The sequence below is a fragment of the Streptomyces johnsoniae genome (assembly GCF_031845565.1).
Classification (GTDB): domain Bacteria; phylum Actinomycetota; class Actinomycetes; order Streptomycetales; family Streptomycetaceae; genus Streptomyces; species Streptomyces johnsoniae.
The window spans coordinates 104,846-131,578 of the sequence record NZ_JAVREV010000017.1 but is presented as its reverse complement, the minus strand read 5'-3'; the positions used below and the strand labels follow the sequence as shown (position 1 = coordinate 131,578).

The 26,733-nt window shown below is 71.3% G+C and carries 20 protein-coding genes; 16 read left to right on the top strand and 4 right to left on the bottom strand.

The genetic code is table 11. The annotated features are described in order from the left end of the window. Positions 1-10: 10 nt before the first annotated feature. The 3 genes from RM779_RS26775 (at position 11) to RM779_RS26765 (ending at position 4,531) form a co-directional block, all read left to right on the top strand. Positions 11-679, top strand: coding sequence for a GNAT family N-acetyltransferase (locus RM779_RS26775; RefSeq protein WP_311620329.1), 669 nt, complete (start codon positions 11-13; stop codon positions 677-679). A 30-nt stretch (positions 680-709) separates the two neighbouring features. Further along, the gene (locus RM779_RS26770; protein WP_311620328.1) at positions 710-2,458 is read left to right on the top strand and encodes an IucA/IucC family protein; all 1,749 of its coding nucleotides are present in this window, start codon (positions 710-712) and stop codon (positions 2,456-2,458) included. A gap of 72 nt (positions 2,459-2,530) precedes the next feature. Next, on the top strand, positions 2,531-4,531 hold the full coding sequence (locus RM779_RS26765; RefSeq protein ID WP_311620327.1) for an ATP-dependent DNA helicase: 2,001 nt from the start codon (positions 2,531-2,533) through the stop codon (positions 4,529-4,531). Positions 4,532-4,548: 17 nt separating this feature from the next. Here RM779_RS26765 and lexA read toward each other — a convergent pair whose 3' ends face one another. Next, positions 4,549-5,298, bottom strand: coding sequence for a transcriptional repressor LexA (lexA, locus tag RM779_RS26760; protein WP_311620326.1), 750 nt, complete (start codon positions 5,296-5,298; stop codon positions 4,549-4,551). A gap of 454 nt (positions 5,299-5,752) precedes the next feature. On the opposite strand from lexA, the gene nrdR reads away from it, so the two are divergent. After that, positions 5,753-6,286 carry a transcriptional regulator NrdR gene (nrdR, locus tag RM779_RS26755; protein WP_311620325.1) on the top strand — a complete coding sequence of 178 codons (534 nt, stop codon included), beginning with the start codon at positions 5,753-5,755 and terminating at the stop codon, positions 6,284-6,286. Between the two features lie 123 nt (positions 6,287-6,409). After that, a complete protein-coding gene (locus tag RM779_RS26750) occupies positions 6,410-9,301 on the top strand; it encodes a vitamin B12-dependent ribonucleotide reductase (protein ID WP_311620324.1) in 2,892 nt (963 codons plus the stop codon). 72 nt (positions 9,302-9,373) lie between these two features. Here the strand turns inward: RM779_RS26750 and RM779_RS26745 are convergent, their stop codons facing one another. Beyond that, positions 9,374-10,510 (bottom strand): hypothetical protein, encoded by a 1,137-nt coding sequence (locus tag RM779_RS26745; RefSeq protein ID WP_311620323.1) that lies wholly within the window; start codon positions 10,508-10,510, stop codon positions 9,374-9,376. Positions 10,511-10,682: 172 nt separating this feature from the next. Here RM779_RS26745 and RM779_RS26740 point away from each other — a divergent pair, with 172 nt between their 5' ends. From RM779_RS26740 to RM779_RS26725, 4 genes are all read left to right on the top strand, one after another. Further along, positions 10,683-11,447 carry an SDR family oxidoreductase gene (locus RM779_RS26740; RefSeq protein ID WP_311620322.1) on the top strand — a complete coding sequence of 255 codons (765 nt, stop codon included), beginning with the start codon at positions 10,683-10,685 and terminating at the stop codon, positions 11,445-11,447. Positions 11,448-11,584: 137 nt separating this feature from the next. After that, the gene (locus tag RM779_RS26735; RefSeq protein WP_077058461.1) at positions 11,585-12,193 is read left to right on the top strand and encodes a YdbC family protein; all 609 of its coding nucleotides are present in this window, start codon (positions 11,585-11,587) and stop codon (positions 12,191-12,193) included. Positions 12,194-12,246: 53 nt separating this feature from the next. Next, positions 12,247-12,912: a histidine phosphatase family protein gene (locus tag RM779_RS26730; protein ID WP_077058460.1), complete on the top strand. Its 666-nt coding sequence runs from the start codon at positions 12,247-12,249 to the stop codon at positions 12,910-12,912. Between the two features lie 13 nt (positions 12,913-12,925). Further along, on the top strand, positions 12,926-13,630 hold the full coding sequence (locus RM779_RS26725) for a ribonuclease HII (protein ID WP_311620321.1): 705 nt from the start codon (positions 12,926-12,928) through the stop codon (positions 13,628-13,630). Between the two features lie 26 nt (positions 13,631-13,656). Here the strand turns inward: RM779_RS26725 and RM779_RS26720 are convergent, their stop codons facing one another. Next, positions 13,657-15,849 carry a RecQ family ATP-dependent DNA helicase gene (locus tag RM779_RS26720; RefSeq protein ID WP_311620320.1) on the bottom strand — a complete coding sequence of 731 codons (2,193 nt, stop codon included), beginning with the start codon at positions 15,847-15,849 and terminating at the stop codon, positions 13,657-13,659. Between the two features lie 133 nt (positions 15,850-15,982). On the opposite strand from RM779_RS26720, the gene RM779_RS26715 reads away from it, so the two are divergent. The 6 genes from RM779_RS26715 (at position 15,983) to RM779_RS26690 (ending at position 23,850) form a co-directional block, all read left to right on the top strand. Continuing rightward, positions 15,983-17,131: a DUF4192 domain-containing protein gene (locus tag RM779_RS26715; RefSeq protein ID WP_311620319.1), complete on the top strand. Its 1,149-nt coding sequence runs from the start codon at positions 15,983-15,985 to the stop codon at positions 17,129-17,131. Positions 17,132-17,162: 31 nt separating this feature from the next. Then, positions 17,163-17,903, top strand: a complete 741-nt coding sequence (locus RM779_RS26710; RefSeq protein ID WP_311620318.1) for an NUDIX hydrolase — start codon at positions 17,163-17,165, stop codon at positions 17,901-17,903. 97 nt (positions 17,904-18,000) lie between these two features. Then, the gene (locus tag RM779_RS26705; RefSeq protein WP_311620317.1) at positions 18,001-19,800 is read left to right on the top strand and encodes an ATP-binding cassette domain-containing protein; all 1,800 of its coding nucleotides are present in this window, start codon (positions 18,001-18,003) and stop codon (positions 19,798-19,800) included. A gap of 144 nt (positions 19,801-19,944) precedes the next feature. Continuing rightward, complete coding sequence (locus RM779_RS26700; protein WP_311620316.1) at positions 19,945-20,967, top strand: FadR/GntR family transcriptional regulator; 1,023 nt, start codon at positions 19,945-19,947, stop codon at positions 20,965-20,967. Between the two features lie 288 nt (positions 20,968-21,255). Continuing rightward, positions 21,256-22,890 (top strand): RNA polymerase sigma factor, encoded by a 1,635-nt coding sequence (locus tag RM779_RS26695; RefSeq protein WP_311620315.1) that lies wholly within the window; start codon positions 21,256-21,258, stop codon positions 22,888-22,890. A gap of 129 nt (positions 22,891-23,019) precedes the next feature. Next, entirely contained in the window at positions 23,020-23,850 is an 831-nt protein-coding gene (locus tag RM779_RS26690) for a S1 family peptidase (protein WP_311620314.1), read from the top strand. Between the two features lie 100 nt (positions 23,851-23,950). Here RM779_RS26690 and RM779_RS26685 read toward each other — a convergent pair whose 3' ends face one another. Then, positions 23,951-24,181, bottom strand: coding sequence for a DUF7455 domain-containing protein (locus tag RM779_RS26685; RefSeq protein ID WP_311620313.1), 231 nt, complete (start codon positions 24,179-24,181; stop codon positions 23,951-23,953). A gap of 422 nt (positions 24,182-24,603) precedes the next feature. Here RM779_RS26685 and RM779_RS26680 point away from each other — a divergent pair, with 422 nt between their 5' ends. Then, complete coding sequence (locus tag RM779_RS26680; RefSeq protein ID WP_311620312.1) at positions 24,604-26,721, top strand: DNA gyrase/topoisomerase IV subunit B; 2,118 nt, start codon at positions 24,604-24,606, stop codon at positions 26,719-26,721. Positions 26,722-26,733 lie beyond the last annotated feature (12 nt).

The following is a 26,733-nucleotide window of genomic DNA, read 5'->3' as shown; positions in this document are numbered from 1 at the left end:
AGGAGCCCGCGTGCCCGCCCCCGACACCGGCACCGACGGCGGAGAGGACACCGCCGACCTCGACCTGCCGCCCGACCTGACCGGCGCCCCCGCCGCCTACGGCACCGAGCCGGGCCCGTGCGGCCCCGACCCGCTGGACCGCGTCGTCGACTGGGGCCCCATCGCCACCGCGGCGGGTGTGCTCCAGCTCGTTCCCGTGCGGCTCGACCGCGACCTGTCGCTCATCGCCACCTGGATGAACGACCCGGTGGTCGACGCCTTCTGGCTGCTGGCGGGTCCGGCCGGGCGCACCGGGGCACACCTCGCGCAGCAGCTGAACGGCGACGGCCGCAGCGTGCCCTGTCTCGGGGTCCTGGACGGCCTGCCGATGAGCTACTGGGAGATCTACCGGGCCGATCTCGACCCCCTCGCCCGCTACTACCCCTCCCGGCTGCACGACACGGGGGTGCACGTACTGATCGGCAGCGCCGAGGACCGCGGGCGCGGCATCGGCGCCGCGCTGCTGCGCGGGGTCGCGGACCTCGTGCTCCGGCACCGGCCGCGCTGCCCGCGCGTCGTCGCCGAGCCGGACGTGCGCAACACCGCCTCGATCGCGGCGTTCCGGGCGGCCGGCTTCCGCAAGGCCGCCGAGGCCGACCTGCCGGACAAACGTGCCGCACTGATGCTCAGAGACCGCTGACCGGCCCGTCCCCATCACCCTGGAGGTCCGATGCACCGCGCACCCGAGTCGGCCTGGCACCATGCCGCCCGCAGACTGCTCGCCAAGATGCTCGCCGAGTTCGCCTACGAGGACGTCATCAGGCCCAGGGCCGACGGTTCGCCCGCCGACGCCTACCACCTGCCCGTCGGCAGCGACCTGACGTACCGCTTCCGTGCGCGGCGCGGGGCCTACGGCCACTGGCGGGTGGACCCCGGGTCCATCACCCCCGCCGCTGACCCGCTGGAGTTCGTCGCCCGCGCGCACGATCGGCTGCTCGGGCTGTCGGGGGACACCACGGGGCACCTGATCCGGGAGCTGACGGCCACTCTCAGCGCGGACGTCACCCTCGCCGACGACGCGCTCACCGCCGCACAGCTCGCCGACCTCGACCACGCCGACCTGGAGGGCCGGCAGACCGGGCACCCCTGGCTCGTCGCGAACAAGGGCCGGGTCGGCTTCTCCGCCTCCGACGCTGCCCGCTGGTCGCCGGAGGCGCGCAGCCCGCAGCCGCTGCCGTGGCTCGCCGTCCACCGCGACCTCGCCCGCTACCGCGGTGTGCCGTCCCTCGCCACCCCCGACCGCCTCTACGCCGACGAGCTGACGCCGGCCACCCGCCACACGTTCGGCCGCGCCGTCGCCGACGAGGGGCGGGACCCGGCCGACTACCTGTGGCTTCCGGTGCACCCATGGCAGTGGGACGAGACGATAGCCCCGCTCTACGCGCCCCAGATCGCGGCCCGCGGGGTCATACCCCTGCCCACGGACGGGGATCTGCGGCTGCCGCAACAGTCGATCCGCACCTTCCTGAACGTTTCCCGGCCCGACGCCCGCAGCGTCAAGCTGCCGCTGTCCATCCTCAACACGCTGGTCTGGCGCGGCCTGCCCACCGAACGCACCCTCGCCGCCCCGGCCGTCACCGCGTGGATGCACCAGGTGCGCGCCCAGGACCCGTTCCTCGCCGAGGAGACCCGCGTCATCCTGCTCGGCGAAACCGCCTCCGTCACCGTGGAACACCCCCTGTACGACCGGCTGCCCGGCGTTCCCTACCAGTACCGCGAGCTGCTCGGCTGCATATGGCGCGAGCCGATCGGCCCCTACCTCGGCCCGGGGGAGCGGGCCAGGACTCTCGCGGCCCTCCTGTGGACCGATCCGGACGGCGGGTCCCTCGCCGCCGAGCTCGTGCGCCGGTCGGGGCTCGCGCCGCGCGCCTGGCTGCGGCACCTCTTCGCCGCGCTGCTGCCGCCGCTGCTGCACTTCCTGTACCGGTACGGCACCGTCTTCTCGCCGCACGGCGAGAACGCGCTTGTCGTCTTCGACGAGTCCGACGTGCCGGTCCGCCTCGCCGTGAAGGACTTCGTCGACGACGTCAACCTGAGTGCCGAGCCGATACCCGAGTTCGACGGCATCCCGGCCCTGGTGCGGGGCACACTCCTGACGGAACCGCCCGCGTTCCTCACCCAGTTCATCCACTCCGGACTCTTCATCGGGGTCTTCCGGTATCTCGCTCCGCTGTTCGAGGAGCAACTGCGGGTACCCGAGGCCGACTTCTGGTCACTCGTCCGGGCGGAGATACTTCAGCACCAGCAGCGGTTCCCCGACCTCAAGAGCAGGTACGAGACGTTCGACCTGCTCACCCCGCGCATCGACCGCCTGTGCCTCAACCGCAACAGGCTTCATCTCGACGGCTACCGGGACCGCGCGCGGCGTCCGCACGCGGCGGTGCACGGCACGGTCGCGAACCCTCTCCACACGCCATGAACGGCCGGTCCGTGCCCGTCCGTGCCCGGTCGGCTCGCCGCTGTCAGTGGCGCCGCGTAAGGTGACTGCCCTATGACTGCCACATCCGGGGGGCCGGCCCTCCACGATCTGCTGCACGCCGCGGTCTCCGCCGTCGGAGGGGCCGAGCGGCCGGGACAGGTCGCCATGGCGGAGGCCGTGGCCGCGGCCATCGAGGGCGGCACCCATCTGCTGGTGCAGGCGGGCACCGGCACCGGAAAGTCCCTCGGATACCTGGTTCCGGCCATCGCGCAGGGCGACCGCGTCATCGTCGCCACCGCGACGCTCGCGCTGCAACGGCAGCTCATCGAGCGGGACCTGCCGCGCACCGTGGAGGCGCTGCACCCGGTGCTGCGGCGCCGCCCCGAGTACGCGACGCTCAAGGGCCGGTCCAACTACGTGTGCCTGCACCGGCTGCACGAAGGCGTCCCGCAGGACGACGAGGACGGTCTCTTCGACCAGTTCGAGGCGGCGCAGTCCCTGCCCGGCACGCCCACCAGCAAGCTGGGCAAGGATCTGCTGCGGCTGCGGGAGTGGTCCGACGAGACGGAGACCGGCGACCGTGACGATCTGACTCCCGGGGTGTCCGACCGGGCGTGGTCGCAGGTGTCGGTCTCCTCCCGCGAGTGCCTGGGCGCGAGCAAATGCGCGTACGGCGCCGAGTGCTTCGCCGAGGCCGCGCGGGAGCGGGCCAAGCTCGCCGAGGTGATCGTCACCAACCACGCGCTACTGGCCATCGACGCGATCGAGGGCGCCCCCGTGCTGCCGGGCCACGACGTCCTCATCGTCGACGAGGCGCACGAGCTGGTCTCGCGCGTGACGGGCGTCGCCACCGGAGAGCTGACCCCCGGCGGGGTCAACCGGGCGGTGCGGCGGGCCGCCAAGCTCATCGACGAGAAGATCGCCGATCAGCTCCAAACCGCCGCCGAGACGTTCGAGCGGCTGATGGAGCTGGCGCTGCCCGGTCGGCTGGAGAAGATCCCGGAGGACCTCGGGTACGCCCTGGCCGCGCTGCGGGACGCCGCACGCGCCGTGATCACCGCCATCGGGGGCACGCGCGACGCGTCGCTGTCCGACGAGGACGCCGTGCGCAAGCAGGCCCTGGCCTCGATCGAGTCGGTGCAGGAGGTCTCCGAGCGCATTGTGCAGGGCTCGGAGTACGACGTGGTGTGGTACGAGCGGCACGACCGGTACGGCGCCTCGCTGCGCGTCGCTCCGCTGTCGGTGTCTGGCCTGCTGCGGGAGAAGCTGTTCGCGGACAGGTCGGTGGTGCTGACCTCGGCGACCCTCAAGCTCGGCGGCGATTTCAACGGGGTGGGTGCGTCGCTCGGGCTCGCCCCGGAGGGGGACCACGGCGAGGAGCTGCCCGAGTGGCAGGGACTCGATGTCGGGTCCCCGTTCGAGTACCGCAAGCAGGGCATCCTCTACGTCGCGCAGCATCTCTCCCCGCCCGGCCGGGAGGGCAGCCGTGCCGACATGCTGGATGAGCTGTCCGAGCTGGTGGAGGCGGCCGGCGGGCGCACACTCGGGCTGTTCTCCTCGATGCGCGGCGCGCAGGCCGCGGCCGAGGAGCTGCGCGGTCGGCTGGACATGCCGATCCTGCTCCAGGGTGAGGAGACCCTCGGCGAGCTGATCCGCTCCTTCGCGGCCGACGCGCGGACCTGCCTCTTCGGCACGCTCTCCCTGTGGCAAGGCGTCGATGTCCCCGGGGTGAACTGCCAGTTGGTCGTGATGGACCGCATCCCGTTCCCGCGGCCGGACGATCCGCTGGTGAGCGCCCGGCAGAAGGCCGTGGAGGAGGCCGGGGGCAATGGCTTCATGGCGGTCGCGGCGAGCCACGCGGCGCTGCTGATGGCGCAGGGGGCAGGGCGGCTGGTCCGGGCCACGGACGACCGCGGCGTGGTCGCCGTCCTGGACCCGCGGCTGGCCAAGGCGAGGTACGGCAGCTTCCTGCGCGCCTCGATGCCGGACTTCTGGTACACCACCGACCGGAATCAGGTGCGGCGCTCCCTCGCGGCGATCGACGCGGCAGCGCGGGCCGCCGCCGCGTCGTGAGAGTCGGCGGATCGGTCTCAGATGCGCCGCATGACGGCAACGACCTTGCCCAGGATGGTGGCCTCGTCGCCCGGGATGGGCTGGTAGGCCACATTGTGCGGGACCAGCCAGATCTGGCCCTCCTCGCGCTTGAAACGCTTCACCGTGGCCTCGCCGTCCAGCATGGCGGCGACGATGTCTCCATTCTCCGCGACGGGCTGGCGGCGGACGGTGACCCAGTCCCCATCGCAGATGGCCGCCTCGATCATCGAGTCGCCCACGACCTTGAGCACGAAGAGCTCACCGTCGCCGACGAGCTGCCGGGGGAGGGGGAAGACGTCCTCGACCGACTCCTCGGCCAGGATCGGACCGCCGGCGGCGATGCGCCCCACCAGCGGGACATAGGACGCGGCCGGCTTGCCCGCCGTGTCCGTGGCCTGGGGCGCGGGCGTCTCGGCGCCGCGGACCTCGTACGCGCGGGGGCGGTGCGGGTCGCGGCGCAGGAAGCCCTTGCGCTCCAGGGCCATCAGCTGGTGGGCCACCGAGGAGGTGCTGGAGAGGCCGACGGCCTGGCCGATCTCGCGCATCGACGGGGGGTAGCCGCGGCGCTGCACCGAGTCCCTGATGACCTCGATGACACGGCGCTGGCGGTCGGTGAGGCCGGAGCTGTCCGCCCGGATGCCGGGAGGTCGCCCGGGCAGCGAGCGGCTCGGTGGCGTTCCCGGGGCCCCGAGCCGATCCTGGCGGCGCTCAGCGGCGGTGATGGCGTCGTCTGCTGCGGTGGTCATGTCGGCCCCTTCTCAGGTGGTACTCCCTAGTCAGACAACGGTAGTTGCTATCGAAAGGTTGCGCCAAACACACGTTCGAGTGAAATTTCGCAGATGAGCTGACTTGATCACGTTCTCGGGTGTATGACGGCGTGGCTCCGCGGGGAAGTCGGCCGCGAACGGTAACCGCCCGTGCGATAGCCTCCCATGCGGCCCGCGGCGGCTCTCCCTCGCCCCCTCTTGTCGCCCCGCGACACGCGGGGCGATGATGTTGACAGCCAAACCCTAGATCTAGTGGTCTGATCTCTGGTGGCTCACCACAAATTGTGGTTGCCGGTCCGCATCGGCGGGTGACATCGCTTATGCTGGACAGCGTCCCGACGGGCCGCACGAGCGGCGCGCAGGGGCCTGGGTGGCCTGCCTTCGCGCAGGGTGCCGTCACGTTGTGTCATCAAGGCCGGAAGGGAGAGAAGCGTTGCACTGCCCCTTCTGCCGCCACTCCGACAGCCGTGTCGTCGACAGCCGCACCGCGGACGACGGCACGATGATCCGCCGCCGCCGCCAGTGCCCGAGCTGTTCCCGCCGGTTCACCACCGTCGAGACCGCGTCGCTCATGGTCATCAAGCGCAGTGGCGTGACCGAGCCGTTCAGCCGGGACAAGGTGATCGCCGGTGTCCGCAAGGCGTGCCAGGGCCGCCCGGTGACGGAGGACGCCCTCGCCCAGCTCGGACAGCGGGTCGAGGAGGCCGTCCGCGCCACCGGCAGCGCCGAGCTGTCCACGCACGACGTGGGGCTGGCGATACTCGGGCCGCTCCGCGAGCTCGACCTGGTGGCCTATCTGCGGTTCGCGTCCGTCTACCGGGCCTTCGACACTCTGGAAGACTTCGAGGCCGCCGTCGCCGAGTTGCGCGAGGGACCTCCCGACGCGCCCGGGCAGGCGCGACCACCCGCCGGACCGGCGGCCGCGGCCTCCGGGGCCGAGGGCAGGTCCGCCCCCGCCGCAGGCTGAGCCGCGGCCGGAATCCACAAGAGCTGACCGGGCGCATCGGCGCGTTCCGGCCATCAGAACAAAATCCGTGATCCGGGATGAACCGGGTTGCATCAGGGCGTTATGCCCGTACAGGGAGGCGGAATGACTGAGACGGCGAGCGGCCCGGCACGAGGCTCCCGAGCCAAGGGCGGCAAGGGTGGCAAGGGCCTGCGGATCGAGCGCATCCACACCACCCCCGGCGTGCACCCCTACGACGAGGTGGTCTGGGAGCGCCGTGACGTCGTCATGACCAACTGGCGCGACGGCTCGGTCAACTTCGAGCAGCGAGGCGTTGAGTTCCCTGCCTTCTGGTCGGTGAATGCGGTCAATATCGTCACGAGCAAGTACTTCCGCGGCGCCGTGGGCACGCCGCAGCGGGAGACGGGGCTGAAGCAGCTGATCGACCGCGTGGTGAAGACGTACCGCGCCGCGGGTGAGGAGTTCGGGTACTTCGCGTCTCCCGCGGACGCCGACATCTTCGAGCACGAACTGGCGTACGCGCTGCTCCACCAGATCTTCAGCTTCAACTCGCCGGTCTGGTTCAACGTGGGCACCAACCAGCCCCAGCAGGTCAGCGCCTGTTTCATCCTGTCCGTCGACGACTCGATGGAGTCGATTCTCGACTGGTACAAGGAAGAGGGGATGATCTTCAAGGGAGGTTCCGGCGCCGGGCTGAATCTGTCCCGTATCCGTTCCTCCAAGGAGCTGCTGTCCTCGGGTGGCAACGCCTCGGGGCCGGTCTCGTTCATGCGCGGAGCCGATGCCTCGGCCGGCACCATCAAGTCGGGCGGTGCCACGCGCCGCGCGGCCAAGATGGTCGTGCTCGACGTGGACCACCCGGACATCGAGGCCTTCATCGAGACCAAGGTGAAGGAGGAGGAGAAGATCCGCGCGCTGCGGGACGCGGGCTTCGACATGGACCTGGGCGGCGACGACATCACGTCGGTGCAGTACCAGAACGCCAACAACTCGGTGCGGGTGACGGACGAGTTCATGCGGGCCGTCGAGTCCGGCTCGAAGTTCGGCCTGCGCGGGCGGATCAGCGGCGAGATCATCGAAGAGGTCGACGCCGCCGACCTGTTCCGGAAGATGGCCGAGGCCGCGCACGCCTGTGCCGACCCGGGCATTCAGTACGACGACGTCATCAACCACTGGCACACCTCGCCCGAGTCGGGCCGTATTTCGGCGTCCAACCCGTGCAGCGAGTACATGCACCTGGACAACTCCTCGTGCAACCTCGCCTCGCTGAACCTGATGAAGTTCCTCAGCGACGACGACGAGGGGAACCAGTCGTTCGACGCCGTGCGCTTCGCCAAGGTCGTCGAGCTGATCATCACGGCGATGGACATCTCCATCTGCTTCGCCGATTTCCCGACCCGGAAGATCGGCGAGACCACGCGGGCCTTCCGGCAGCTGGGCATCGGCTATGCCAACCTGGGCGCCCTGCTGATGGCGACCGGCCACGCGTACGACTCGGACGGCGGCCGGGCCCTGGCCGGGGCGATCACGTCGCTGATGACGGGCACCTCGTACCGGCGTTCCGCGGAGCTGGCCGCGGTGGTCGGTCCCTACGAGGGCTACGCACGCAACTCGGACGCGCACAACCGGGTGATGCGGCAGCACTCGGACGCCAACGCCGCGGCCAAGCGCATGGACGATCTGGACACGCCGGTGTGGGCGGCGGCCACGGAGGCCTGGCAGGACGTCCTGCGCCTCGGCAAGAAGAACGGTTTCCGTAACGCGCAGGCGTCCGTCCTCGCGCCCACCGGGACCATCGGCCTGATGATGGACTGCGACACGACCGGTGTGGAGCCGGACCTGGCGCTGGTGAAGTTCAAGAAGCTGGTCGGCGGCGGCTCCATGCAGATCGTGAACAACACGGTGCCCAAGGCCCTCAAGCGGCTCGGCTACCAGCCGGAGCAGGTCGAGGCGATCGTCGCCCACATCGCGGAACACGGCAATGTCATCGATGCTCCAGGGCTCAGGCACGAGCACTACGACGTCTTCGACTGCGCCATGGGCGAGCGGTCGATCGCGCCGATGGGCCACGTGCGGATGATGGCCGCGGCGCAGCCGTTCATCAGCGGGGCGATCTCCAAGACGGTCAACATGCCGAGCACCAGCACCGTCGACGATGTCGCGGAGATCTACCTCCAGGGCTGGAAGCTCGGGACCAAGGCGCTCGCCGTCTACGTCGAGAACAGCAAGGTCGGTCAGCCGCTTTCCGCCAAGAAGAAGGAAGAGGCGCAGCGGTCCGAGGAGACCCCGGAGCCGGAGAAGATCGTCGAGTACCGGCCGGTCCGCAAGCGGCTGCCGAAGGGGCGCCCGGGGATCACCACGTCGTTCACGGTGGGCGGCGCGGAAGGCTACATGACGGCCAACTCCTACCCGGACGACGGTCTCGGCGAGGTCTTCCTCAAGATGTCCAAGCAGGGGTCCACCCTGGCGGGCATGATGGACGCCTTCTCCATCGCGGTGTCGGTCGGCCTCCAGTACGGGGTGCCGCTGGAGACCTACGTCTCGAAGTTCACCAATATGCGCTTCGAGCCGGCCGGGATGACGGACGACCAGGACGTCCGGATGGCGCAGTCCATCGTGGACTACATCTTCCGCCGTCTCGCGCTGGACTTCCTGCCGTTCGAAACCCGGTCCGCGCTGGGCATCCACACGGCCGCCGAGCGCAAGCGGCACCTGGAGACCGGCTCCTACGAGCCGACGGACGATGAGCTGGATGTGGAGGGCCTGTCGCAGTCGGCCCCGGTCCCGACCGCGGAGCCCCGGCGTGAGCAGGCCGGCGGCACGGAGCCGCAGGCTGCGGCGGCGGCCGACGAGCGGCCTGCCCCGCGGGAGGCGCACAGCTCGACGGAGCTGCTGGAGATGCAGCTCGGTCTGAACGCTGACGCGCCGCTGTGTCTGTCCTGCGGCACGAAGATGCGCCGGGCGGGGAGCTGCTATCTCTGCGAGGGCTGCGGCTCCACCAGCGGTTGCAGCTGACCCCGGGCCCGAAGCCGCGGGTCAGGAGGGGGGAGCCTGCCGGCTCCCCCCTCCGGCGTGCACGGGCGTGCCTCAGCGGCGGGTGGAGCGCTGGATCAGCTCGTAGCTGTTGGCGCCGCCCTGGCCGTCGAGCAGCGAGTAGGAGCCGACGGCCCACAGCCGCCCGGTGCGGCCGATGGGCGCGAGGTCGGCGATGCTGTACGCCTGGGTGGCTCCCCCGGTCACCATGTCGCCTCGGACCTCCGTCCACCTGCGGCCGTCGTGGTGCCAGTAGACCGGCGGGCCTTCCCAGCCTTCCGGGTCTCCGGTGATCCACAGCCCGCCGCGCCCGTCCCCGTTGATGGCCTGCGGGAGCAGCCCTTCCAGCGGCGCCGGCACCTCCTGCCAGCGCTGTCCGTCCCAGTGCAGCAGCCGGTACTCCGAGCCGTTCTCGCCGGCGGGCACCACGTCCCCGATGGCCCACAGGCTGTTCCGCGACTCCGCGTAGAGGTGGACGAGGCGCAGTCGTGCCTCGGACGGCGGCTCGTCCTCCCAGCTGAACCCGTTCCAGCGTTTGGCCACCGGCTGGACGTCCTCCCCAGGGGCCCAGGACGCTCCCACAACCCAGACGTTCCGCGTGGACACCGCCTGTATGTCCCGGATGCTGTGGCCGGGCCCCAGGTCGGTCGTGTGCCAGGCTCCGCCGACGTGAACGCTGATGTAGCGGTCCCCGGCGAGCCAGGCGCCCCCGGGAACGGTGGCCAGCTCGGCGAGGCTGCCGTGGCTCGCCCCTTCCGGCACCTCGGGCAGCGGCATCCGCTGCCACCGGTGTCCGTCGAAGTGGGCCGTGAGGTCCTCCTGACCCTTCCAGCCATAGGCCCAGACGTCGTCGGGCGCGGCAGCGCTGACCGATATCCAGTGATCGGCTTCCGGCAGGCCGGGGGCGCGGTCCTCATCCCATCCCCGCCCGTCCCAGCGGAGCAGGACGCCCTCCTGGCCGCTGTCCGCGGCGCTCTGGCTACCCACGGCCCAGGCCGCGTTCCGCCCGGCCGCGGTGACGGACCTGAGGTGGGAACCCCACGTCAGCCGGCCCGCGGAGGACACCTCCCACTCCGGTGTCCTTCCGGTCTCCCGAGGGGCCGGCGCCGCGACGGCGGCCGGCACGAGTAATGCGGTCATGGCCGTGACGACGCTGATCACGGCGAGTCTGATGAGCGGGCCTGTCCTCATGTCTGTCCTTCCCTGCACGGCATCGGGCGGGGATCGGCACCACCTGTGGGCCCGGCGCCTCCGCACACAGAAGACCCGCGCCGGGGCCTGGCGGTTGTAACGATCCGGCGCCACTCCGGCCTGCGGGCTCCTGCCGCTCTTGTCACGATGGAGGGAGCCGGAGGTGAGAGACATGCAGAGCGTGATTCTGGTGACCGGCGGTACGGGCACCCTGGGGCGCGAAGTCGTGCGCCGCCTGCTTGAGGACGAGCACGAGGTACGGGTGCTCAGCCGGCACGGGCGGCCGGAGGGCGACCGTCTCCCGGTCGAGTGGAGCGAAGGCGACCTCAAAACCGGGGCGGGGCTTGACGCGGCCCTGACCGGGGTGGATGCCGTGGTGCACTGTGCCACCGTGGGCGGGCGCGGGGACGTGGCCATGACGCGGCGGCTGACCCGGGCGGCGCTGCGCATCGGACGGCCGCATGTGGTGTACGTGTCGGTCGTCGGCGTCGACCGGGCGAGATCCGTCTCTTTCTGCCGTGCCAAGGCCGAGTGCGAGCGGATCGTCGAGGAATGCGGTCTGCCGTGGACCGTGCTGCGCGCCACACAGTTCCACAGTCTGATCACGCGCGCGGTGCGAGCACAGCGGTGGCTGCCGGTGGTGCTCACGCTGGGCGGCGGTGTGCGCCTGCAGCCGATGGCCGAGCAGGAGGCCGCGAGCCGGCTGGCCGGCCTGGCGGTCGGCCGGCCGCAGGGGCGGGTGCCGGACGTGGCGGGGCCGGAGATCCGCACGGCCAGGGACCTGGCCAGGACGGCGGCCAGGGCCCAAGGTCTGCACCGGCCGGTCGTGGCGGTGCGGCTCCCGGGCAAGGGCTTCCGAGAGGTGCGCGACGGCGCGCTGCTGGCACCGGGCCGGGCGGTGGGCCTGGTCGGCTTCGAGGAGTACATGGCGGCGTGACCGCCCGGCGGCGTCGTGGTGGGCGACCCGTGGGGAACGGTGCCCGCGCGCATCCCGGTTGCACACGGGCGGGGAGGCCGTGCGTGTGATCGAGGATCTCGTACGTCCCGCGGGGGAGATGGCCGTACGATGGCGCGGTGCTGGTCAAGTGGATGCGGTGCACGGTGGTCGACCGAGTCGGCTTCGAGCGCGGGCAGCGGAAGTGGGCGGGGCTGCTGGGCGAGCCCGGATTCCGGGCTCAGGGCGGCGGGTGGAGCCGGAAGCAGCCGGGCGTGGTGCACCTCTTCGGCTTCTGGGAGAGCCGCGCGTTCTACGACTCCTTCATGGCGCGCTCCCACGACCGGCTGGCCGCGGCCCAGAGCGGCACGTACCAGGACATGCAGGTCCGCCTCTTCCAGTACCGGTTCGACGTGAAGATGGGCTTCGAGCCGCGGTTCACGGACGCGAACCTGCTGCGGGTCGCGCACTGCACGGTCCACGACGACCGTGCCGAGCACTTCGCGCTGATGCAGGAGAAGGTCTGGAATCCGGCGATGGCCGGATCGCCGGGCATGCTCCGCGGCGTGTTCGCCGAGGCGGAGCCGGAGAGCGAATTCCTCGTGCTGTCCATGTGGGACGCCGCCGCCGAGCGGGCCAAGTACCGTACGGAGCGGGTGGAGAGGCTGGCGCTGCGGGCCCAGACCGGCGCGGACGTGGCGGCCATCGCGGGTGACGTTATCGACATGGAGCCGGGCTGGACGGTCTGACCCGGGCGACGGGGGGTGCGGCGGCGGCCCCGCCGTCGAACTACTCTGAGGACATGGCACAACCTCGGCGTATCGTTCTCCTTCGGCACGGAGAGTCACAGGGGAACTGGGACGACTCGGTCTACGAACGTGTCCCGGACCACGCCTTGGAGCTGACCGACAAGGGCAAACGCCAGGCGGAGGTGGCGGGGGAGCACCTCCGGCAGGTGTTCGGCACGGAGCGGGTCTCCGCGTACGTGTCGCCTTACCGGCGCACCCACCAGACGTTCCGGGCACTCGCCCTCGACCCCTCCCGCGTCCGGGTCCGAGAGGAGCCGCGGCTACGCGAGCAGGACTGGGGCAACTGGCAGGACAAGGCGGACGTACTGCGCCAGAAGCGCTCCCGCGATACCTATGGGCACTTCTTCTACCGCTTCGCGCAGGGGGAGTCGGGCGCGGACGTGTACGACCGGGTGGGCGCCTTCCTGGAGAGTCTGTGGCGCAGCTTCGAAAAGGCGGACCATCCGCCGAACGTGCTGCTGGTGACGCACGGACTGACCATGCGGCTGTTCTGCATGCGATGGCTGCACTGGACCGTCGCGGAATTCGAGTCGCTGTCCAATCCGGGCAACGGCGAAACGCGCGAGCTGCTGCTCGGCCCCGACCGGCGCTATCACCTGGACCGGCCCTTCGAGCGCTGGCACACGCCCGAGCGGCCCTTCGAAGGATGGTGCGCGTAGGGTGGATCAGGTCATGCCGTACGAGTCTCCTACTCATCGCGTCGAGCGGTCCGTTCGGGCCACGACGGGTGCGCGTCTGGTCGCCGGGGTCGACGAAGTCGGACGCGGTGCGTGGGCCGGGCCGGTCACCGTGTGCGCCGCCGTCACCGGACTGCGCCGACCGCCCGAGGGCCTCACGGATTCGAAGCTGCTGACTCCTTTGCGCAGAACGGCGCTGGCCGAGGTGCTGACCGGCTGGGTGACCTCCCATGCGCTCGGGCATGCCTCTCCCGAGGAGATCGACGCCTTGGGGATGACGGCGGCGCTGCGCCTCGCGGCCTGCCGGGCCCTGGAAGCTCTTCCGGAGCGGCCGGACGCCGTGATTCTGGACGGCAAGCACGACTACCTCGGCAAGCCGTGGAACGTGCGGACGGTTATCAAGGGTGACCAGTCGTGCGTGGCGGTGGCGGCCGCTTCCGTCATCGCGAAGGTGCGACGTGACGCGATGCTTGCGGAACTGGCCCCGGAGTGCCCGCAGTACGCGTTCGACAGCAATGCGGGCTACCCCTCGCCGATCCACAAGTCGGCGCTGGCGGAACACGGCCCGACGCGCCACCACCGCCGGTCGTGGGCCTACTTGGACGCGCTGCCGCGCTGGCGCCATCTCAAGCTCCCCTCCCATCGTGATGCCCTGGCGGCTGAATCCCTTGAGGACGCGGGCCAACTCGGCATGTTCTGACCCGCGTCCGGCAGCGGCGCGGCCGCTCATCCCTGTAGGGCCAGCACCAGCGGCAGCACCGCGGTGGCTCCTGCCGTGCGGAGCAGCCGCGCCGCGAGAGCCAGCGTCCAGCCTGAGTCGGTGTAGTCGTCCACCAGAAGCAGGGGCCCGGAGGCGGCCCGCACGGCGTCGGCCAGCTCGGGCGTCAGCCCGAGGGCACCGGTCAGGGATTGGACGCGTCGCGCGCTGTTGCTGCGGCCGGGCGGGCCCGCACCGGTCTCGACCGTGCCGAGCAGCGGCATGCGGCCGACACCGGCGATGCCTTCGGCGAGGGAGCCGATCAGGCGTGGCCGGGTGTGCGAGCCGATGGCGACGACCCCGACGGGTCGCGCCCGGGCGTCGGGTGCCCCCGACGCCCAGCCCTCTGGGCTCTTCGCCCAGTCGGCGAGGACGGTGACCACGGCATTCAGCACGTCGTCGGGGACGGCACCGTCGCCGGAGCCTGGGGAGAGCAGGGGCCGCAGCCGATTGCCCCAGCCGATGTCCGACAGCCGGCCGAGCGCCCGCCCGGGTGCCGCCTGTTCCCCGGTGGGGATACGGCCCTTCAGCTCGACGCCGATGCCGGGCAGGCCGGTCGGCCACATGCGGCGGGGCTCGACCTGGACTCCCGGCCTGGCCAGCTCCCCCCGGGCGGAGTCAAGCGCCGCCGATGCGACGTCCGGCGTGTAGAAGTCCCCCGTGCAATTGTCGCAACGGCCACAGGGGGCGGCCCCCTCGTCGTCGAGCTGGCGGCGCAGGAACTCCATACGGCAGCCGCTGCCCGCGGCGTACGCGCGCATGGACTGCTGCTCGGCCTCACGCTGGTGGGCCACCTTGGCGTAGCGCTCCGCGTCGTACTCCCACCGGGCGCCGGTCGCCGTCCAGCCACCGCGCTCCCGGCGGACGGCGCCGTCCACGTCCAGCACCTTCAGCATCATCTCCAGCCGCGAACGCCGCAGTTCGACCTGGGGCTCGAGGGCGGGCAGGGACAGCGGCCGGTCCGCTGCCGCGAGCACGTCCAGGGTGCGGCGCACCTGCTCCTCGGGAGGGAACGCGAGGGAGGCGAAGTACCGCCAGATCGCCTCGTCCTCCGGGCCGGGCAGCAGCAGCACCTCGGCATGGTCGACCCCGCGCCCGGCGCGACCCACCTGCTGGTAGTAGGAGATGGGGGAGGAGGGCGAGCCGACGTGGACGACGAAGCCCAGGTCCGGCTTGTCGAAGCCCATGCCGAGTGCGGAGGTCGCGACCAGGGCCTTCACCTTGTTCGCCAGGAGGTCCTCCTCCGCGGCCTGCCGGTCCGCGTTCTCCATGCGGCCGGTGTAGGCGATGACCCGGTGGCCGCGCGCCGTGAGGTAGGCCGACACCTCCTCGGCCGCCGCGACGGTGAGTGTGTAGATGATGCCGGAGCCGGGCAGCTGGGCCAGGTGCCCGTCGAGCCAGGCCAGCCGGTGGGCGGCATCGGGCAGCCGCAGCACAGAAAGGCGCAGGCTTGCGCGGTCCAGCGAACCGCGCAGTACCAGTGCCTCTGCCGCGTCTTCGCCGGTGCCCAACTGCTCGGCGACATCGGCCGTCACCCGTGCGTTCGCCGTGGCCGTCGTGGCGAGCACCGGCACGCCGGAGGGCAGCTCCGCGAGCAGCGTGCGAAGCCGGCGGTAGTCGGGCCGGAAGTCGTGGCCCCAGTCGGAGATGCAGTGCGCCTCGTCCACCACCAGGAGGCCGGTGGTCGCCGCGAGCCGGGGCAGCACCTGGTCGCGGAAATCCGGATTGTTCAGCCGCTCGGGGCTGACCAGCAGCACGTCGACCTCGCCCGCGGCCACCTCGGCCTGCACGGTCTCCCACTCCTCGGTGTTGGCCGAGTTGATCGAGCGCGCGCGGACCCCCGCCCTGGCGGCGGCCTCGATCTGATTGCGCATGAGTGCGAGCAGGGGGGAGACGATCACCGTCGGTCCGCTTCCCCGCTGCCGGAGGAGGGCGGTGGCGACGAAGTACACCGCGGACTTGCCCCAGCCGGTGCGCTGGACGACGAGCGCGCGGCGCTGGTGTGCGACCAGAGCCTCGATGGCGCGCCACTGGTCCTCGCGGAGCCGCGTCGTCCCGTCGGCGTCGCCGACGAGACGGGACAGCACGGCATCGGCCGAGACGCGCAGGTCCGATGGCTCCGGGACGGAGTGCGGGGCGGTGCCCGCCGTTGGCTGTTGCATGCCCCCATGCAAGCGGATCGGCGGTGGTGCCCGCCAATCAACCTGTGGATAACCCGGTCATTCTTAGTATTGACGCGCGCTCCTGTGGATAACGGACGACACGGACAGGCCCGGATGGTGCATCCTGCCCGACATGACATCACTCAGCGAGTCCGCTCGTTCACTCACAGATCCCTTCAAGCTCGTCAGGCTCCGCAGCGCGGGGGACGTGGCCGATGCGCTTCCGTACCTGCTGGGGCACGACCCGGACAACTCCGTCGTGATCATCGGCGTGCACCGGCCGCACGGCCGGCTGCTCGGCAGGGTCTACTCGGGCATCCCTTCGCAGCCGGCCGGCTGGCGGGAGACGGCCGAGGCGATGGCGTCCTGCCTCGTGGAGGAAAGCACGAAGCGGAACGGGGCGGCACCGGACGCGGCACTCGTCTGCCTGTGCCAGGCCCCCGCCGCCGACGGCCGCGGACACGACGTCAAGGAGCGGCTGCGCCCGCTGGCGCAGCTGCTGCGCACCTCGTGCGGCGCTCTGGACGTCCCGGTCATCGAGGCGCTCTGCCTGTCGGGGGGCAGGTACTGGTCGTACTGCTGCGCCACCGACGACTGCTGCCCGCCCGCGGGGAACGAGCTGCCGAGGGCGGGCAGTTCACCGATGGCGGCCGCGGCGGCGTATGCCGGCATCCAGGTCCGCACGTCGCCGGACCGCCAGCGGGAGCGGCTCGCGCCCCTGGCGGGCGACGCGGCCGCCCGGCAGATCCGTGCGTTCGACGCGGCTTCCGCCGCCCTGATCCGTCCGATGCTCGGAGCCTCCGGGGACGTCGCCGCCGTCCGGGCGGCGACCCTGGAGCTGGCGGAGCGGGTGATCGCCCGGTTCCGCAGGGCGCCGGCCGCGATCGACGAGGTTTCGCCCGACGCGAGGGACGACGCACTGATCACCTCGGAGGAGGCCGCCCGGCTGATCCTCGGCCTCCAGGACCGCGTCGCCCGGGACTTCGCCGGGGAGTGGATGGAGGGCGCGGAGGCGCCTGCCGCGCTGCGACTGTGGCGCGCCCTCGCGCGGCGCTGCGTGGGGGAGTTCGCGGAGCATGCCGCGCCGCCGCTCACCCTGGCGGGCTGGGTGGCCTGGTCCACGGGTGACCTGCCGGGAGCGCAGGCGGCGCTGGCCCGGGCGCTGGAGACCGATCCGGAGTACACGTTCGCCAGGCTGCTGTTCCAGGCGTACCGGGAGGGAGCGGACCCGGAGGGACTGCGCCGCTGCATGCGGGAGCAGCGGGCGGACCGCAGGCGCTGATTACCGTGTTGCGGACCCCTATGATCACGGCATGCCCTACGACCCGTCGGAGTTCCCGCCGTTCGCCGTCACCGTCGATCTGGTCGTGCTCACCGTCAGGCGGCATGCGCTGTGCGCCCTCACCGTGCGGCGCGGCGAGGAGCCGTACCGAGGGCTGTGGGCACTCCCCGGCGGCTTCGTGCGGGCGGACGAGGACTTGGCGTCCGCCGCCGCCAGGGAGCTGGCGGAGGAGACGGGACTGCGGACCCAGGACTCCGACAGCCGTCACGCCGGAGCCCACCTTGAGCAGCTCGCCACCTACGGCGATCCGGTGCGGGACCCGAGGATGCGCGTGGTCAGCGTTGCCCACCTGGTGCTCGCGCCCGACCTGCCCGCTCCCACGGCCGGCGGGGACGCGGGCAGCGCGCAGTGGATGCCGGTCCGTCGGCTGCTCGGCGCGACGGACGCGACTCCGGCGGAGCGGCTGGCCTTCGACCACGCCACCATCCTCGACGACGGAGTCGAGCGGGCTCGCTCGAAGATCGAGTACTCCTCGCTGGCCGCGGCCTTCTGCCCGGCCGAGTTCACCGTCGGCGAGCTCCGCAGGGTCTACGAGGCGGTATGGGGGGTGGCGCTCGATCCACGCAACTTCCACCGGAAGGTGACGGGCACCCCGGGCTTCCTCGTTCCCGTCGGAGGCACGACGACCCGTCAGGGGGGCCGCCCGGCCCAGCTGTTCAGGGCGGGGGGCGCCAGCGCACTCAATCCTCCGATGCTGCGTCCTGACGTCTGAGCCGGTGCGCACGGGCCTTTCGCGGGGCCCGCGCGTCTCCCGGAAAATCTGATATGTCCCGTTATCGTGCCAGAGTGCATGCTCAACGGGAGAATCGATGATCCAGGCCATCGGACTCACCAGTGCGCCGCGGCGCGGTCAGCCGCCGGCCGTTGACGATCTCACCTTCGAGGCACGGGCGGGCAGCGTCACCGCGCTGCTGGGGCCGCCGGGGGCGGGCAAGTCCACCGCGTTGCGGTTGATGCTCCAGCTGTCCCCCGGCCGCGGGGTCGCGCTGTTCCGCGGACGGCCGCTGTCCCGGGTGCCGCACGCTACCCGGGAGATCGGCGTCCTGCTCGGCGACGTGCCCGGTCATCCGCGACGCAGCGCCGTCGGACACCTGCGGATGCTGGCCGCGGCCTCCGGGGTGCCGGCCGGGCGGGCCGAGGACGTGCTCGACGTGGTGGGGCTGAGCGGCCTGGCCGACCAGCGGCTCGGGCTGTTCTCGCGAGGGATGGACCGCAGGCTCGGGCTGGCGTCCGCGCTGCTCGGCGATCCGCACACCTTGGTCCTCGACGATCCTGCTGACGGCCTCTCGCCTCGCGAGACGGCCTGGCTGCACACGCTGCTGCGCGGTTACGCGGAGCAGGGCGGGGCCGTGCTCGTCACCGGTGAGGACGCGGGTGGCGTCGCGCGGGTCGCCGACCGCGTGGTGAGTCTGGACGGTGGTCGGCTCGTCGCGGACCAGACGGTCGCTGACTTCGCGCGCGCCCGGCTGCGTCCCCGCGTCGCCGTGCGCACTCCGCACGCCGACCGGCTCGCGGCGGCGCTCACCGAGCGCTTCCGCACCGCCGAGGAGACGGGCGGGGCGGCGGGTCTGCCGGAGATCGTCCGGGAGTCGGGCAGCCGGCTGTCCGTTTTCGGCACCACCTGCGCGGCTGTTGGTGAGGTCGCCTACCAGCACCGGGTTCTCGTCCACCAACTCGCGGACGAGGTGGGGGTTTTCGGGGACCGGTCGCCCAGTGGGCCGCTGCACCGGGCCGACGGCAGGCGGTCGGAGGAGGCCGTGGTCGTCGCTCCCGCGCAGCGTTCGGTCGGCGGGCTCCGCGACACCACCGTCCTGCCGCCCCGGCTGCCCGCGCTGCCACCACCGGGGCCGAGCTGGCCCGTGCGCTATGAACTGCGGCGCTGGGCCGGGGTCCCCACCGCGTGGTGGCTGAAGGCGCTGGTGCTGCTCGCCGGGCTGGTGACGGCGCTCGCCCTGGCGTCGTCCGGCGCCCCGCGTTCCGCGGAGCGTGTACTCACCGGCTGGGCCGATCCGTTGCCCCTCCCGCCCGTCGCCATCGCCGCCGGGGTGCTGGGGGCGCTGGCGTTCGGTCACGAGTTCCGGTATCCGGCGCTGACGCCCGCGCGCGTCGCCGTGCCGCGGCGGCTGTCACTGCTGCTGGGCAAGCTCGCGGTGTCCGGAGCCCTCGCCGTGCTGCTCGCCTGCGCCACCGTCGCGATCAACTCGACGTCGTTCACCCTGGTGTTCGGTGAGGACGTGGCCTTCGACGGCTCCTGGCAGGTGGCGCTCATCGGCGCCGCGGCGCTCTCGGTGGGCTGTGCGTGGGCCGGTCTGCTCGCCGCCGGCATCTTCCGTTCGACGCTGGTCGGGTTCGCCGCCGTGGCCGCCGTGCCACTCGTGCTGACACCGGTGCTGCGCACCGTACTCGACGGTCCCGCTGGTCAATCGCTCGACGGACTGCCGGGCCGCATGCATGCGTTGACCACGCTTCCGTTCCCTTCCGGAGTCGACCACTGGCTGTCCGCAACCGCGCATCTCGCGTCCCAGCCGATCGGCTGGGCGCTGGCCCTCTCACTTCCGGTGCTGCTCGGCGGATATGCCCTCGTCAGCCTGCGCAGCGGCCTGCGTTGAGGACGTCGTGGCAGGCCCGGCGGCAACCGTCGGGACCGCGCTTCGGTCCTCAACGACCCGCCTGCGTATCGGCCTTGGGCAGCCCGGGTCCATTTCCTTCCGATTAGGCGTCAATTATGCAGGGGGCGCCGATCACCCTTTCGTGTGCTTTTCACCAAAGACCTCAAGGTGTCAACGGACCCCGCCGACAAAGGAGGCGTGACTACCCTTGCGCATTCCATGATGACCCCCACCCGCCCCGCCGACTCCGGCCCCGCCGGCGCGGGCGACCTCGACCGCTACTCCTACGCGGAGTCCACCGGCGCCGCCCGCACCACCAACGCACCCGCCTGGGACGGCGGCGACCCGGACATGGGCCGGGTCGGCCGCCGCGCCGCCGGGAGCCGCGGGCGCGGGCTCCACGGCCAACTCGTTCAGCAGCTCGGACAGATGATCGTCTCCGGTGACCTCGGCGCGGATCGCCCGCTCGTTCCCGAGGAGATCGGCCAGCGCTTCGAGGTCTCGCGGACCGTCGTCCGCGAGTCCCTGCGCGTGCTGGAGGCCAAGGGCCTGGTGAGCGCCCGGCCCAATGTGGGCACGCGCGTCCGGCCCGTCAGCGATTGGAACCTGCTCGATCCCGACATCATCGAATGGCGCGCCTTCGGCCCCCAGCGCGAGGACCAGCGCCGCGAGCTGAGCGAGCTGCGGCTGACCATCGAGCCGCTCGCCGCCCGGCTGGCCGCGGGGGACGTCTCCGAGGAGGTCCGGCAGCGCCTAGGCGACATGGTCGACATCATGACCCACGCCCTCGGCCAGGGCGACGCCCTCACCTTCTCCCGCGCGGACGCCGAGTTCCACGGCCTCCTGCTCCAGGCCGCGGGCAACCGCATGCTGGAGCACCTTTCCGGGATCGTGGCGGCGGCCCTCCAGGTCTCCGGCGGTGCCGCCTCGGGCTGCGAGCAGCCCACCGAGGCGTCGGTCGCCGTTCACCAGCGCATCGTGGACGCGGTCGCGTCCGGCGAGCCCGCCGCCGCCGAGACCGCGATGCGGCAGTTGCTGATGGCCTCCCCGGAGGCCGCCGCCCCCGCCGCGGCACCGGCACCGGCACCGACTCCGGCTCCGGCTCCGGCTCCGGCTCCGGCTCCGGGAGGCGCCGACCATGTGGTTCCCGCCCCGCGCGAACACTGAAGCGAGTACTGAATCGGCACGCAGCGAGGTGTCGCCGGGCCCGATCCGGGCAGGGGTCCGGCGACGCTTCCGCTCGGGCCCGCTACAGTCGAGCGTGCGGTGTGACTCGGGACACGCGAAAGCTGCGTAACGCTTCGGGGAGCAGCGCGATGAACCTAGAGGTGGCAGCAGCGGTGGGACCAGCAGTCCGCCGCCGCTCCGCCGCCGCCGTCGGCGCACCCCTGCCGTCGGTCACCGGTTCCGTCCGCATCGGGCGGGCCTGAAGCCGTTCCCAGAGTTTCCGAGAGGTTGTTCGTGTCGGCCAGCACTTCCCGTACGCTCCCCGCAGAGATCGCCGAGTCCAATTCTGTGATGGCGCTCATCGAACGGGGAAAGGCTGAGGGGCAGATCGCCGGCGACGACGTGCGCCGGGCCTTCGAGGCTGACCAGATCCCGTCAACCCAGTGGAAGAACGTTCTGCGCAGCCTCAACCAGATCCTCGACGAGGAGGGCGTGACGCTGATGGTGAGTGCCGCCGAGGCGCCCAAGCGCACCCGGAAGAGTGTCGCCGCGAAGACTACGGCCAAGCGCACCGCGACCAAGACTGTCGCGGCGAAGACCACGCCGGCCAAGAAGGCCACAGCCACGGCCCACCCCGACGAGCCACCCCTCGACGCCGAGAGCCTGGAGTCCGCCGGCGGCGGCTCCGCCCACAAGGCGGTCGCGAAGAAGGCCCCGGCCAAGAAGGCGGTCGCGAAGAAGGCTCCCGCCAAGAAGGCGGTCGCGAAGAAGGCCCCGGCCAAGAAGGCCGTGGTCAAGAAGACGGCCGCCGACAAGGGCACGGAGCCGAAAAAGGAGATCGTCGACGAGTTCCTCGAGGGCGAGGAGGAGGTCGCTCTGGAGGAGCCCGCGGAGCGGGCCGCCCGCGGTGCCGCACCCACCGAGGGCCCCGACGGCAAGCCGGAGAACGAGGGCTTCATCCTGTCCGACGAGGACGAGGACGACGCCCCCGCCCAGCAGGTCGCCGCGGCCGGTGCCACCGCCGACCCGGTCAAGGACTACCTGAAGCAGATCGGCAAGGTCCCCCTGCTCAACGCCGAGCAGGAGGTGGAGCTGGCCAAGCGCATCGAGGCCGGTCTCTTCGCCGAGGACAAGCTGGCCAGCTCGGACAAGACCGCCCCCAAGCTGAGGCGCGAGCTGGAGATCATCTCCGAGGACGGCCGCCGCGCGAAGAACCACCTGCTGGAGGCCAACCTCCGGCTCGTGGTCTCCCTCGCCAAGCGCTACACGGGTCGCGGCATGCTGTTCCTCGACCTGATCCAGGAGGGCAACCTGGGTCTGATCCGCGCCGTCGAGAAGTTCGACTACACCAAGGGCTACAAGTTCTCCACGTACGCCACCTGGTGGATTCGGCAGGCGATCACCCGCGCCATGGCCGACCAGGCCCGCACCATCCGTATCCCGGTGCACATGGTCGAAGTGATCAACAAGCTCGCGCGCGTGCAGCGTCAGATGCTCCAGGACCTGGGCCGCGAGCCCACCCCGGAGGAGCTGGCCAAGGAGCTGGACATGACCCCCGAGAAGGTGGTCGAGGTCCAGAAGTACGGGCGGGAGCCGATCTCCCTGCACACCCCGTTGGGTGAGGACGGTGACAGCGAGTTCGGTGACCTCATCGAGGACTCCGAGGCCGTGGTCCCGGCCGACGCGGTCAGCTTCACGCTTCTCCAGGAGCAGCTGCACTCGGTGCTCGACACGCTCAGTGAGCGTGAGGCGGGCGTGGTGTCGATGCGCTTCGGCCTCACCGACGGCCAGCCCAAGACCCTGGATGAGATCGGCAAGGTCTACGGGGTGACGCGCGAGCGCATCCGGCAGATCGAGTCCAAGACCATGTCGAAGCTCCGTCACCCCTCCCGTTCCCAGGTGCTCCGCGACTACCTGGACTAGCGCGACCACCCCGGGGGCGGGGTTCCACGTCACACCGCCGGCCGTGGTGCGCATCCGATTCCGGATGCGCACCACGGCCGCGGCGTTGACGCTGGGTGGTTACAGGACCTCGAACGGTCAGGAGCCGCCATGCGCCATCCGTCCCGGGCACTGCCCATCGCCCTGTTGCTCCTCCTGACGGCCGCCCTGCCGCCGGGCACTTCCGCGGCTGCCGGCGGGACGGTGGTCGGTGGCCATCCCGCACCGGTCTCCGCGCACCCCTGGGCGGTGGCCCTGGCGAGCCGCGAGCTGTTCGGCGACGAACGCTCCGGGCAGTTCTGCGGCGGGGCGGTCGTCGGCAGCGACACGGTGGTGACGGCGGCCCACTGCCTGAGCCGGCCCGTGCTCGGCGTGGAACCGGCGGAGCTGCGCGACCTCGCGGTGGTCGCCGGGCGGGACGACCTGCGGGGGCGCACGGGGCGTGAGGTGCCGGTGCGCGCGGTGTGGAAGGACCCGGATCACGACGAGCGGACCCACGCGGAGGATCTTGCCGTGCTCACGCTCGCCGAGCCGCTGCCGGACCACTGGGCCATCCCGGTGGCCGGTCCCGGCGACGCGGTCTACACGCCGGGCGTTGCGGCGCGCGTCTTCGGCTGGGGGGACACGAGCGGGGACGGCAGCTACGCCACGGAGCTGCGATCGGCGCGCGTGCGGATGCTGCCCGACGCGGCCTGCACGCGTGCGTACGAGGGGGCGGGGAACGGCCGGTACGACTCGCCGTCGATGGTCTGCGCCGGGCTGCCGGACGGCGGCCGTGACGCCTGTCAGGGCGACAGCGGGGGCCCGCTGGTCGCGGCCGGGCGCCTGGTCGGCCTGGTGTCGTGGGGGACGGGCTGCGGGCAGCCCGGCCGGCCGGGGGTCTACACCCGGGCGGCGGTGCTCGCTCAGCTGCCGGCACGGCAGCAGGCACCGGAACGGTGAACGGGCGGGCACTCCGGGTGACGCCGGAGTGCCCGCCCGCCGTCCGGCGCGGTGGCCGGACCAGAGCCCGTCGGTCGGTGGTCGGACGCGATACGTCAGGTCATCGTTCGTCGTCGGTCGCGGACGCGGGAGTCGCCGTCAGCTTCTCCGTCTCGTCCTGTATTTCCGCGGCGATCTTCTTGAGCTCCGGCTCGAACTTACGGCCGTGGTGGGCGCAGAACAGCAGCTCTCCGCCGCTGATGAGGACCACGCGGAGATACGCCTGGGCACCACAGCGATCGCAGCGGTCCCCAGCCGTCAGCGGGCTCGCGGGGGTCAGAACAGTAGTCACGTCGCCTCTTCTCTAGCTCGACGAGCTGTCGTACCAGGAACAACATCCAACCAGGCCGAGAACGTTCCCGCTCGCGGCTTCTCGGCGAAAAAATCTTCCGAGATGGCCGAACGCTGCCGGGTGGCGGCGAATGAGCCGTATTGCGGTAGTTGCTTGGTGTATCCGTTGTCTGGTGGTCTTATTCCGGCTACCTCGGCGTATCCGGGGTCGGCCCTTCGTTCAGGAGGACGTGCCCGAACCCTAAATGGTTCATGCCTCGAAGGGAACGTGATGTACACGTCACCCAGACGAGTTATCGAACGCGTGAGCGACTCTGGGCTACCCTGATACTTCCTGGGTAGCTGCACAACCGCTCTACAGGGCCTCGGTACCCTCTGAGCGGCACTCCGCCACCGATCAGGATTCAGCGAGGAGCGAACTGCGTGACCGCCGACACGTCCGTGCCATCAACCGCACTGCTGACCGGAGCCGACCCCGGCGGCAACTACACCGCGCGGCACCTGCTGGTTCTCGAGGGTCTTGAGGCGGTGCGCAAGCGGCCCGGCATGTACATCGGGTCGACCGACAGCCGCGGTCTGATGCACTGCCTGTGGGAGATCATCGACAATTCCGTCGACGAGGCGCTGGGCGGCCACTGCGACCGCATCGACGTGTTCCTCCGCGAGGACGGCTCCGTCGAGGTGCGGGACAACGGGCGCGGCATCCCGGTCGACATCGAGCCGAAGACGGGGCTCTCGGGCGTCGAGGTCGTCATGACCAAGCTGCACGCCGGCGGCAAGTTCGGCGGCGGCTCCTACGCGGCCTCCGGCGGGCTGCACGGCGTCGGCGCCTCGGTGGTGAACGCGCTGTCCGCCCGCCTCGACGTGGAGGTGGACCGCGGCGGCCACACGAACGCGATCAGTTTCCGGCGGGGCACCCCCGGTATCTTCACCGAGTCGGGGCCCGACGCGCCGTTCGATCCGACCAGCGGGCTGCTGAAGAGCAAGAAGATCCCCAAGAGCCGCACGGGCACGCGTGTGCGGTACTGGGCGGACCGGCAGATCTTCCTGAAGGACGCCAAGCTGTCCCTGGACACGCTGCACGCCCGCGCCCGCCAGACCGCGTTCCTCGTCCCCGGCCTCACGCTCACCGTGCGTGACGAACGGGGTGTCGACGGCGCGGATCACTCGGAAGAGGTCTTCCGTTACGACGGGGGCATCAGCGAGTTCTGCGAGTACCTGGCCTCGGACAAGCCGGTCTGCGACGTCCTGCGTCTGACGGGGGGCGGCACGTTCAAGGAGACCGTGCCGGTCCTGGACGACCGCGGGCACATGATCCCGACCGAGGTGCGGCGCGATCTGGAGGTCGACGTCGCGCTGCGCTGGGGCACCGGCTACGACACCGCGGTGAAGTCCTTCGTCAACATCATCGCGACGCCGAAGGGCGGCACGCACGTGGCCGGCTTCGAGCGGGCCGTGAGATCGACGGTGAACGATGTCCTGCGCGCGACGAAGCTGCTTCGCGTCGCGGAGGAGGACGTCATGAAGGACGACGCCCTCGAAGGCATGACGGCGGTGGTGACCGTCCGGCTCGCCGAGCCGCAGTTCGAGGGGCAGACGAAGGAGGTGCTCGGCACCTCGGCGGCGACCAGGATCGTGGCGAACGTGGTCGCCAAGGAGCTGAAGGAGTTCCTCACCTCCACCAAGCGTGACGCGAAGCAGCAGGCCCGTGCCGTTCTGGAGAAGGTCGTGGCGGCGGCCAGGACCCGCATCGCGGCCCGGCAGCACAAGGAGGCCCAGCGCCGGAAGACCGCGCTTGAGTCCTCGGCGCTGCCGGCCAAGCTGGCCGACTGCCGCAGCGACGACGTGGACCGCAGCGAGCTGTTCATCGTCGAGGGGGACAGCGCGCTCGGCACCGCGAAGCTCGCGCGCAACTCGGAGTTCCAGGCGCTGCTGCCGATCCGGGGCAAGATCCTGAACGTTCAGAAGTCCTCGGTCTCCGACATGCTGAAGAACGCCGAGTGCGGCGCCATCATCCAGGTGATAGGGGCCGGGTCGGGGCGGACGTTCGACATCGACCAGGCGCGCTACGGCCGCGTGATCTTCCTGGCCGACGCCGACGTGGACGGCGCGCACATCCGCTGCCTGCTGCTGACCCTCTTCCAGCGCTACATGCGTCCCATGGTGGAGCAGGGCCGCGTCTTCTCGGCCGTGCCGCCGCTGCACCGGATCGAGCTGAGCAATCCCAAGCGCGGCCAGGAGAAGTACCTGTACACGTACTCGGACAACGAGCTGCGGGAGACGCTGCTCGACCTGGAACGCAGGGGAGTGCGGTACAAGGACTCCATCCAGCGCTACAAGGGGCTCGGCGAGATGGACGCCGACCAGCTCGCGGAGACCACGATGGACCCGCGCAGGCGCACGCTCCGGCGCATCAACATCAGCGATCTGGAGGCGGCGGAGGAGGCGTTCAGTCTGCTGATGGGCAACGAGGTCGCTCCGCGGCGCGAGTTCATCACGAGTTCCGCCGCGACGCTCGACCGTTCGCGCATCGACACCTGAGCCACCGGGCGC

Excerpts from the sequence above, each read along its gene's own strand:
- RM779_RS26770 (WP_311620328.1), top strand. The coding sequence starts at position 710 with ATGCACCGCGCACCCGAGTCGGCCTGGCACCATGCCGCCCGCAGACTG.
- RM779_RS26765 (WP_311620327.1), top strand. The coding sequence starts at position 2,531 with ATGACTGCCACATCCGGGGGGCCGGCCCTCCACGATCTGCTGCACGCC.
- lexA (WP_311620326.1), bottom strand. The coding sequence starts at position 5,298 with ATGACCACCGCAGCAGACGACGCCATCACCGCCGCTGAGCGCCGCCAG.
- RM779_RS26750 (WP_311620324.1), top strand. The coding sequence starts at position 6,410 with ATGACTGAGACGGCGAGCGGCCCGGCACGAGGCTCCCGAGCCAAGGGC.
- RM779_RS26745 (WP_311620323.1), bottom strand. The coding sequence starts at position 10,510 with ATGAGGACAGGCCCGCTCATCAGACTCGCCGTGATCAGCGTCGTCACG.
- RM779_RS26740 (WP_311620322.1), top strand. The coding sequence starts at position 10,683 with ATGCAGAGCGTGATTCTGGTGACCGGCGGTACGGGCACCCTGGGGCGC.
- RM779_RS26730 (WP_077058460.1), top strand. The coding sequence starts at position 12,247 with ATGGCACAACCTCGGCGTATCGTTCTCCTTCGGCACGGAGAGTCACAG.
- RM779_RS26725 (WP_311620321.1), top strand. The coding sequence starts at position 12,926 with ATGCCGTACGAGTCTCCTACTCATCGCGTCGAGCGGTCCGTTCGGGCC.
- RM779_RS26720 (WP_311620320.1), bottom strand. The coding sequence starts at position 15,849 with ATGCAACAGCCAACGGCGGGCACCGCCCCGCACTCCGTCCCGGAGCCA.
- RM779_RS26715 (WP_311620319.1), top strand. The coding sequence starts at position 15,983 with ATGACATCACTCAGCGAGTCCGCTCGTTCACTCACAGATCCCTTCAAG.
- RM779_RS26710 (WP_311620318.1), top strand. The coding sequence starts at position 17,163 with ATGCCCTACGACCCGTCGGAGTTCCCGCCGTTCGCCGTCACCGTCGAT.
- RM779_RS26705 (WP_311620317.1), top strand. The coding sequence starts at position 18,001 with ATGATCCAGGCCATCGGACTCACCAGTGCGCCGCGGCGCGGTCAGCCG.
- RM779_RS26690 (WP_311620314.1), top strand. The coding sequence starts at position 23,020 with ATGCGCCATCCGTCCCGGGCACTGCCCATCGCCCTGTTGCTCCTCCTG.